We start from the raw sequence: 8,091 nt of genomic DNA, 5'->3' as shown, positions 1-8,091 counted from the left end.
GCTGCCCGGCGGGCCGACAAGCAGCACGCCGCGCGGAATCTTCGCGCCGAGCGCCTGGAACTTCTTCGGATGGCGCAGGAACTCGATAATCTCCTCGAGCTCCTCCTTCGCCTCGTCCACCCCCGCCACGTCGTCGAAGGTGACCCGCGTCTTGGCCTCGGTGTGCAACCGGGCGCGACTCTTGCCGAACGACATCGCCTGGTTCGATCCCGACTGGGCCTGACGCAGCATCAGCATCCACAGCCCCACGAGCACGATGAACGGCAGCATCGTCGTGAGCAGGTTCGGCCACATCGACGAACGCGACCGCGGCTCGACGGTGATCGTGACGCCCTTGGACTGGAGCAGGTCGATGTAGGATGCGTCGCCGGACGGAATGTAGGTGCGGAACGACCGCCCGTCTTTCAGCTGACCGGACACGCTTTCTTCGCTGACGGTGACCTGCGCGACCTGGCCGCTGCGGGCCTTATCGATGAACTCACTGTACGAGATTTCCTCGCGGGGGGCGCGCTGGTGGTACAGCGGCAACACGAGATACAGCACGACCACCAGAATGAGGGCCCAGACCAATAGATTGCGTACGTACTTATTGAACACCGCGCCGACCTCCGCGCGGAAGCCGGCCCGCCGGAGCGATGTCCCCGGAAGCCTGGGCGTGCCGCGACTTCAGCAAATTATAGCACACGCCGTTCGCCTCACTGTACGTAGTATCCCGGCATTGGGCCGACCTTGACCACCTTTAGCCGCGTTCGCACGGGGCGCCGTCGCCGGTTTCCGGCTCCACCGTCACCTCGATCGTGTCGCGGCGGCGAAAAATCCGGACGCCGCCGGGCGCCTGCCAGGCCGCGCCGGGCCGGCCGCCGAGAACGCCCACACGGGCCTCTTCTATATGAACGAACGCGATCTGGGCGCCGTTCCCGCGCACCCGCCGGATCGCCTCGCGCAGCGCGCGCCGCTGCAGCGCGACCGGGAGCCGGCCGAACGCCGCGACGGCGATGTGAACCGAGCCGGTGGTCCCGCGCAACACCGCATCGACTTGGGGCGCGCTCAGCGCGTCAAGCGCGTCCGCGTCGTCGCGCACCACCTCGGCGAGCCGCGCCAACGCGCGCCGCACATCTGGGTTATACCCCTCGAGGATCGGCAAAAGGACAAGGCGCACGCGGTTTCGCAGCATCGCCGGGTCCCGGTTGGACGAATCTTCACGGGCATCGAGCCGCCGCCGCGCGAGATAGCCGGCGATCTCGTCGCGCGGCGCGTCGATCAGCGGTCGAATGACCCGGAGCCCCTCGTGCGGGCGGACCGGCGGAATGCCGGCCAGGCCGCGCGGGCCGCTCCCCCGCAGGAGCCGCATCAGCACGGTCTCCGCCTGGTCGTCGCGCGTGTGCCCGGTCGCGATGACCTGGGCGGCGATCTCTCGGGCGACGGCGGCCAGGAACCGGTAGCGTGCCTCTCGACCCGCATCCTCGATCGAGCGCCGCGCGCGCGCGGCGGCCGCCGCCACGTCCTCCCTCGCCTCGTGGTACGGACAACCCAGCGCTTCCGCCATTCGGGCGACGGCCGCGGCGTCCCCCGGAGCGTCGGGACGCAGACCGTGGTCGAGATGGGCCACGTGCAGATCGAGGCGAAGCTCTTCGCGCAGCGCCCCCAACACGGAGAGCAGCGCCGTCGAATCCGGTCCGCCCGACACCGCGACGACGAGGCGCTCGCCGCCCGCGAGCATCGCGCGCGTCCGGATCGTTTCACGGACACGCGTCTCGAACGGGTCCCGCGCCATCGCTTTACGCCTCGCGCGGCGCCGGACCCCGCCCCTCGGCGTCGCCGTACCCCGCGCCGGCGCGGCGATACTCGTCCCGCGGCGGCGCGAACACGTCGAGGACCACGCAGCGGCTCGCCAGCGCCCGTCCGCCGTGCGGGACCCCGGGCGGCGTCTCCCAAAAATCTCCGGCCTTGACGGGATACTCGACGCCGTCCTGAATGCGAATCCATTCGCCCTCGAGGCAGACGCCCCACTGTTCGTTGGGATGTGCGTGCACGGGCGACTCCGACCACGGCTCGATCTCGACGACGGACAGCATCAAGTGGGTGCCGGGAAACACCCGTGCGTGAATGCCTTTCGCCAGAGCGCGGGGAATGCCGCCCTCCCGGAGGTTGTGGAACCAGTCACGGCCCATCCCCCACCTCGCTCCCCACGGCGGCTCAGCGCGCCCGGCGGCGGCTATTGGCCAAGCGGATTGATCGGACGTCCGTTCCTCCGGATCTCGAAGAACAGATGCGGGCCGGTGCTCCAGCCGGTGCTGCCGACGAGGGCGATGACCTGGCCGCGCCGCACGTGTTCGCCGACGTAGACATGATACGACGAGAGATGAGAGTACGTCGTCGTGATGCCGTGGCCGTGGTCCAGGATCACGAGCGTACCGTTGGCCGGGAGCGAGCCGGTAAAGATAACGGTGCCGGACGCGGGCGCGTCGACCGCCGTGCCCATCGATGCCGCGATGTCCACGCCCGTATGAAACTCCGGCGTGTCGAAAATCGGATGGATCCGCCATCCGTAGCCGGACGTGATCGGGCCAACAACCGGCCACGGCATCCCGCCGTTCAGCAGCGTCGGACCGGCGCCGCTCGTCCGGTTGAGCGCGCTCGTGCTGATCGATGAAATTCGTGCCGCCTCCGCGCTCAGTTCCGCGAGGACCCGGCGTTCGCGCTCCGCGATTTGCGCAAGTTGCGTCGAATCGGCGCCCGGCGATTCGGGCGCGACGGGCGCCTTCGCCTCGAAACGCGCCGGAGGGGCGCCTTTGTTGTCCTGCCGCGCATCGACGGCAAACATGACCACGCATTGACCCTGCCGGACAGAGGCTCCCGGTCCGACGACTGCCCGAACGACCCACCCATCGGCCGGGGCACGAACAACGGTGGCGGCGAGATCGGCCTCGGCGCGGCGCACCGCGACATCCGCCTTCACGGCTTCCATCTCGAGGCCCGCGAGCGCCTGGGCGCTCTGCGCCGCCGCGGCGATGGTCGACGCGGCCCGCCGCGCGAGCGCTTGAGTGTGCGCGGCGTGCTGCGCACGCGCGGCCTGTGCCCGCCGCAGAATGTCCGCCTGCCGGCGCGCGGCCTCCGCCGCCGCGGCTTCTGCCTGCGCCACCGTGAGCGCGGCCTGCGCCCGATGCAATTCGGCGGTCGCCGCTTGGACTCGCGCCCGTGCCGCATCCCGCGTCACCGAATCGGCCGCAACCTGGCCGGCGGCCAGCGCGCCCTGAGCGGCCAGCGCCGTATCGCGATCGACCGTCCGCGTCGCGGCGTCCGCCTCCGCCTGGACCGCGCCCAAATGGCGCTGCGCCGTCGCGATCGCGGCCTCTGCCTCCGCAACGCTCCCCGTACTCGTGCCCGCCTGCGCGGCGCGGAGGTCAGCCCCTGCCGCGGCCGCTTGGCTCACCGCCGCGTTGTACGCGGCGGTGTCGCTGTCGAGTTGCTGCGCCGCAATGACGCCCTGCGCGAGCAGAGTACGGTCGCGCTCGACGGTCTGGCGCGCGGACGCGGCCTCAGCTTCCGCGTCGCGCACGACCTCTGCCCGGGCGGCGACAATTTGCCGCTGGGCTTGAGCGAGCCGCGCGGTAGTCCCGGCGTCGGGCGTTGGGGGAGGCGCGGGCGGCGGGACCGGAAGCGACGGCACCATCGATACGCTGCCGACCGCGGCCGTCACACCCGCGGCGGCCTGACCCCGGCGTGCGGCGACCCCGGCCTGCGCGGCTTCGACCCGGTCCGCCAGCGATGACGCGCTGGCGCGCGCCTGCGCGAGCGCGGCGCGGTACCTGGCCGGATCGAGCTCGACGAGAACCGCGCCGGCGCCGACGCGGCGGCGTTCGGCGGCGATTACTTTGACAACCGTACCCGCAACCTGCCCGCCAACCGGCACGATGACGGACGGCATCTGCCAGGCGGCGCTCACGGCGGTCGTGGACGTACCGGCGCGCTCGACAGCCGCGGGCCACGTGGTGCCGACGATCGGCAGTGCGCTCGCGATCAGCGCAATGGCCGCGGTCCGGCTGAGGACGCCGCCGGGAGACGGCGGAATTCGGTTCACCGTAGTCGACCTCGAAGACGCAAGCCTCGAACTAACGCCATGGGAAACAACGCCGGCGGGTCACCCGCTGTTCCCAGCCCTCTGCACGCCCTCTTCACGCTCGGCAGACCTACTCAAGACAAGACGACACTAGAGTCGCGTCGGCGATCCTAGGGCTTGTTGTCTTGCGCGCGGCAACAGTTTCCGTAAATTCGCCATCGCTCTTGCCGGGACATTCTCTGAAACCGCGATGAAATTTGTGCACAGAGAGGGCCTAGCACCTTGGCTACAAGAGGGGCCTGTCCTCTCGCTGGGTGAGGCTGGTCTGGATACGATGGGCCCACTTAGCGGCGAGAGGGGAGCAGACATCGTGAACCAGGCGCTTACCACCCAGAACCCACCGACGAACGGTCAGCGGCCTCTTGTCAATTCGTTGATGCCGTTGCCGGTATCGTCCATCAACGGCGCGGGTCACAAATCGGCGGCGTCGGCGGCGATGCGCAACGGCAAGACGGCACAGCTTCGCATCGGACCGATCGGCGACGCCCTGCTGGTTCGGCGGGCGATCACGCAGGAACAGCTGACGCAGGCGCTTGGGATCCAGCACGAGAACGGCGGCCAGCTCGGGCGCATCCTCGTTGAGATGGGCGCCGTCAGCGAGCGGGAACTCGCCCGCACGATCGCCGAGCAGTGGGACCTCCCCTACGTCGAACTGCTGAACGAGAGGATCGATCCCGACGCGGTTCGCCTGATCCCCGCGCAGATCATGCAGCGCCACGGCGTGATGCCCGTGGAGCGCGCGGCGGACCGCATCGTCGTCGCGATGCCGGATCCCGCGAACGTCGTCGCGATCGACGACATCCGCCTCGTCACCGGGCTCGACGTCGACATTATCATCGCCAGCCCCGACGACATCGCGCGGGCGCAGACCCGGTTTCACGACGTGGCCGCCGGCGTAGAAGCCCTGCTCAAGACCTCGCCGGCCCCCGAAGCGGAACTCATCGAAGAGTCGGCGGCGGAGGATATCACGATCGAGCGGCTCCGCTCGATGGTGGAAGAGGCGCCGATCGTGCGGGTGGTCAATCAACTGATCGACCAGGCGATCCGCGCCGGCGCGAGCGACATCCACATCGAACCCCGCCCGCACGACGTGCAGGTGCGATTTCGCATCGACGGCCTGCTCCAGGACATCACCGCGGCACCGAAGCAGATCCAGGCCGCGCTGATCTCCCGGGTAAAGATCCTCGCCAACCTCGACATCGCAGAGCGCCGGCAGCCGCAGGACGGCCACATTCACCTGCGCCTCGAGGGCAAGAAGTACGACCTTCGCGTCAGCACGCTGGCGACGGTGCTCGGCGAGAAGATCGTGATCCGTGTTCTCGACCAGTCGCGCGCGCGCGTCGCGCTCAACGAGATCGGCCTTCCCGCCGAACTGCAGGGAACCTGGGAGGGCCTGATCGGCAGGCCCTACGGGATGGTCATCGTCACCGGGCCGACCGGCAGCGGCAAGACGACAACGCTCTACACGTCGGTCGAGCGCATCAACACGTCCGAGCGCAACATCGTGAGCATCGAGGATCCGGTCGAGTATCGGATGCCCCGGGTCAACCAGGTACAGGTCAACCCCCGGGCCGGCGTCACGTTCGCCACGGGCCTGCGCAGCATTCTTCGTCAGGACCCGGACATCGTGCTGATCGGCGAGATCCGGGACCGCGAGACCGCGCAGATCGCGGTGCAGGCTTCGATGACCGGCCATCTCGTGCTCACCACGCTGCACACGAACGACGCGCCGGGGGCGGCCACGCGGCTCGCGGACATGGGCGTCGAGCCGTTTCTCGTGACGGCCTCGCTGAACGGCGTGCTGGCCCAGCGGCTTGTCCGCGTCATCTGTCCGCACTGTAAGGAAGCGTACACGCCGCCCTCGGACTCGCTCCGCCGGCTGGGGCTGGATCCGGCGCAGCACGGCTCGCTGCAGCTGTACCGCGGCCGGGGATGCGACTTCTGCCGCGGCACCGGATACCGCGGACGAACGGGCACGTTCGAGCTCATGGTGATGAACGACCGCCTGCGCGCGCTGATGCTCACCGGCGCTTCCGCGGACCAGCTCCGCGCGGCGGCGCAGCAAGACGGCATGCGGCTTCTACGTCAAGACGGAGTACAGAAGGCGCTCGAAGGCGTGACCACGGTCGAGGAACTGCTGCGGGTGGCCTTCATGGCCGAAGGAGGAGCGTAAGATGGCTGCGAGCTGGAACCTCGTAAACGATGTTGAACGGCAGGCGAGCATGAACATGACCGGCGAGATCCTTGCCGGCGCGGTCTCGATGGAATCCGGCGCCGCGGCCATCGGCCGGGCGCTCCTCACGCTGACCGAGGCGCGGAGCGCCGCGGTATTCCTTCGCTCGGCGACCGGCGCTGTGACGTGTCCCTGGTCCCACAACCTGTCCGACAAGTACCTGGGTGCGCTCGTCACGCCGGCGGACGTCAACCCGTGGGTCCACCTGCTGCACTGCCCGGAGCTCACGTGCCTGGACATGCAAAAGCGAACGGAGATCCCGACGTTGACGCCGTCGCTTATCCCCGACGTCCGCGAGCTGCCGCGGGCCAACGTGGTTCGCCGCAGGATCGAACGAGAGGGCCTTTGCTCGGTCTGCGCGTGGCCGATCAGCCGGGCGGGCCAGGTGATTGGAGCGGTCGCCTACTACTACGACGCCTCGCACGTCTGCTCGGCCTCGGAAGAGGAGCTCATGCGGACCTTCGCGCTGCAGGCGGCCGCCGCGATCCCGAACGTAACCGTGACGCCTGCGCGCCCGTTCGGGGCGCCGCGGCCTCGGCCGACCGTCGAGGGTGTGGTACTCCGGCCGGCATAAGGATCCGGACGTCGCGGGGGGGCGTAACGGTCATGAGTCACGTCCTGCACTCAAACCCGGGAACGCGAAGTGTAGCACGGGAGCCGCTGGGAGACGCCCCGTCGGTTGCCGACGTAATCCGGGCGCTCGGCCTCGCGTTCGCATACTACGCTGCGGCGCGCTTGAGCCTGCTGTCGGCGACCCCGCCGGACTTTTCAGCGGCGGTGTGGCCTCCGGCCGGCATCGCCCTCGCGGGGCTGCTGCTTTTCGGCTACCAGGTGTGGCCCGGCATCCTGATCGGCGCGTTCTTCGCCTCCTTCGGTACGTCGCCAAACGGCGCGCTCCTTCAATCGGCCGGCGTCGCGACCGGCATGGCCGCCGGAGCCGTCCTGCAGGCCGCAGCCGGGGCGGGGCTGATCCGGCGGTTCGTCGGCTTTCCCAAGGCGCTCGACGAGGCCGGCGACGTCGCCAAGTTCCTCATTCTCGGCGGACCGGTGGCGTGCGTCATCGGGGCGGTCTGGAGCGCGGCCACGGCGACGGTCGCCGGGACCGAGCCGTGGTCCCTCCTTCTCTTCAACACCTGGACGCGATGGGTGGCGGCCTCGATCGCCGTCATGGTAGTGACGCCGCTGGTCCTGGTCTGCGCCGGGCAGCCGCGTCCGGTGTGGCGCGCCCGGCGGGTTTCCGTCGGCCTGCCGCTGCTCGCCGCGCTGGTTCTGTCTATGGTGGTGTTCCCCAAGGCGGCGGCGTGGGACCGGGCGTCGGTCCGGTTCGACTTCGAGCAGCGTTCCGCCGCCTTCGCCGAGGCGCTCCGGACGCGCATGGACGGCGACATCGGCGTCCTCTATTCCATCGCAAACTTCTACGCGGGGTCGGGAACCGTGGACCGCGGCGGGTTCCGCGCCTTCGCCGACGGAGCGCTCTCGCGCAATTCCGGAATCGCGGCGCTGGAGTGGATTCCGCGGATTCCCGCGTCGCAGCTGGGCGTGTACGAGCGCGCCGCTCAGCGGGACGGCATCGCCGCCTTCAGGGTCCATTCGCGCGCATCCGGGGGACGGGATCTGCCCGTTTCGGCGCGGGGCGAATACTTCCCAGTCTACTTCGTCGAGCCCGGCCGCGCCGGCGCGTCGACCCTCGGCCTCGACCTCGCCTCGGACCCGGATCAGCGGGCGGCGCTCGCACAGG

Annotated in this window: 7 protein-coding genes; 3 read left to right on the top strand and 4 right to left on the bottom strand. The window is 69.7% G+C overall.

Features of this window, described 5'->3' with window-relative positions; all coding sequences use genetic code 11:
* From VFL28_03200 to VFL28_03185, 4 genes are all read right to left on the bottom strand, one after another.
* The coding region (locus VFL28_03200) for an ATP-dependent metallopeptidase FtsH/Yme1/Tma family protein (protein HET7263650.1) at window positions 1-597 on the bottom strand (597 nt) is incomplete at its 3' end.
* A 142-nt stretch (window positions 598-739) separates the two neighbouring features.
* A complete protein-coding gene (gene tilS, locus VFL28_03195) occupies window positions 740-1,774 on the bottom strand; it encodes a tRNA lysidine(34) synthetase TilS (GenBank protein HET7263649.1) in 1,035 nt (344 codons plus the stop codon).
* Between the two features lie 4 nt (window positions 1,775-1,778).
* Entirely contained in the window at window positions 1,779-2,171 is a 393-nt protein-coding gene (locus VFL28_03190; GenBank protein HET7263648.1) for a cupin domain-containing protein, read from the bottom strand.
* Window positions 2,172-2,215: 44 nt separating this feature from the next.
* On the bottom strand, window positions 2,216-4,081 hold the full coding sequence (locus tag VFL28_03185; protein ID HET7263647.1) for a peptidoglycan DD-metalloendopeptidase family protein: 1,866 nt from the start codon (window positions 4,079-4,081) through the stop codon (window positions 2,216-2,218).
* Window positions 4,082-4,430: 349 nt separating this feature from the next.
* On the opposite strand from VFL28_03185, the gene VFL28_03180 reads away from it, so the two are divergent.
* The 3 genes from VFL28_03180 to VFL28_03170 form a co-directional block, all read left to right on the top strand.
* Window positions 4,431-6,293, top strand: coding sequence for a GspE/PulE family protein (locus tag VFL28_03180; GenBank protein HET7263646.1), 1,863 nt, complete (start codon window positions 4,431-4,433; stop codon window positions 6,291-6,293).
* A gap of 1 nt (window position 6,294) precedes the next feature.
* On the top strand, window positions 6,295-6,927 hold the full coding sequence (locus tag VFL28_03175; protein HET7263645.1) for a GAF domain-containing protein: 633 nt from the start codon (window positions 6,295-6,297) through the stop codon (window positions 6,925-6,927).
* Window positions 6,928-7,088: 161 nt separating this feature from the next.
* Window positions 7,089-8,091, top strand: a 1,003-nt coding sequence (locus VFL28_03170) for an MASE1 domain-containing protein (GenBank protein ID HET7263644.1), incomplete at its 3' end; no start/stop codon positions are given.

The sequence above is a fragment of the bacterium genome (genome assembly GCA_035691305.1).
GTDB lineage: Bacteria > Sysuimicrobiota > Sysuimicrobiia > Sysuimicrobiales > Segetimicrobiaceae > DASSJF01.
This window is presented reverse-complemented; position numbering and strand designations above follow the sequence as displayed.

Excerpts from the sequence above, each read along its gene's own strand:
- tilS (HET7263649.1), bottom strand. The coding sequence starts at position 1,774 with ATGGCGCGGGACCCGTTCGAGACGCGTGTCCGTGAAACGATCCGGACG.
- VFL28_03190 (HET7263648.1), bottom strand. The coding sequence starts at position 2,171 with ATGGGCCGTGACTGGTTCCACAACCTCCGGGAGGGCGGCATTCCCCGC.
- VFL28_03175 (HET7263645.1), top strand. The coding sequence starts at position 6,295 with ATGGCTGCGAGCTGGAACCTCGTAAACGATGTTGAACGGCAGGCGAGC.